Annotated in this window: 1 protein-coding gene and 1 pseudogene; one reads left to right on the top strand and one right to left on the bottom strand. The window is 67.2% G+C overall.

The window, feature by feature from the left end:
• A pseudogene (locus tag ACLBYB_RS32630) lies at positions 1-127 on the top strand (IS3 family transposase); the annotation flags it as partial.
• A gap of 31 nt (positions 128-158) precedes the next feature.
• Here ACLBYB_RS32630 and ACLBYB_RS32625 read toward each other — a convergent pair.
• Positions 159-1,029: IS3 family transposase (locus ACLBYB_RS32625; RefSeq protein WP_447701357.1), on the bottom strand; the 871-nt coding region annotated here is incomplete at its 5' end.

Here is a 1,029-nt window from a genome sequence, read left to right as displayed (position 1 = left end):
CCGGGAGAAGTACGGCCTCTCGGAACGTCACGCCTGCCGGATCGTCGGCCAGCATCGAGGCACGCAGCGCTACGTGCCGACCGTGCCGGCCGATGAGGATGGGCTGACCCGAGCCATCGTTGCCCTGATCCTCCCTCGGTGTCGCGGACACAGAGAGATCATTTTGTGGTCCTCTCGGCTTGCTCGGGCGTAAGATAGCCGAGTGCCGAGTGGATGCGTTGCCGATTGTAGTAGCCCTCGATGTAGGCGAACAGATCGCGCCGCGCTTCATCCCGGGTCGCCCATCGTCGCTGATGGACGAGCTCGACCTTGAGTGTGTGGAAGAAGCTCTCCATCGGGGCGTTATCGTAGCAACAGGCGGTCCGACTCATGGACGGCCTGGCCCCCATTGCGGCGAGCTGCTTCCGATAGGCCTCGGCCGCGTACTGGCTGCCGCGATCCGAGTGGCAGATGAGCCCGGCGGCCGGCCGCTGCCGCTGGGCGGCCATCATCAATGCCGCTACGCTCAGCTCAGCGCGCATGTGATCGCGCATCGACCAGCCGACGATCTTGCGCGTGGCCAGATCGAGGACGGCGGCCAGATACAGCCAGCCCTCGCCGGTCGGCAGGTAGGTAATATCGGCCAGCCAGACCGTGTTTGGCCGCGCGGCCGAGAAGTCCTGCTTCAGGAGGTTTGGGGCGATCGGAAGATCGTGCCGGCTGTCGGTCGTACAGGGCCGGAACCGACGCCCCGCCAAAGCACGGATGCCGTGCCGGCGCATGAGGCGCTCCACCCGTCCGCGGCTGACAGACCGGCCCTCGGCCCGCAGGGCGGCATGCACGCGCGGGGAGCCGTAGCGCCGGTGATGGGCGGCATGGATGCGCCGGACGTCGTCCAGGAGTTGGCGGTTGGAGGCCGAGCTGGCGCTCTCAGGCCGTGACCGCCATCCGTAGAAGCCGCTGGGTGAGACTCCGAGCACGCGGCACATGAGACGCACCGGCCAGGTCCGCGCATGCTGCTCGATGAAGGCGAAGGTCACTTGGGCATCT

This window comes from Methylobacterium sp. D54C (genome assembly GCF_053345595.1).
Note: the sequence above shows the minus strand (reverse complement) of the source record. Positions and strands in the feature narration are given on the sequence as shown.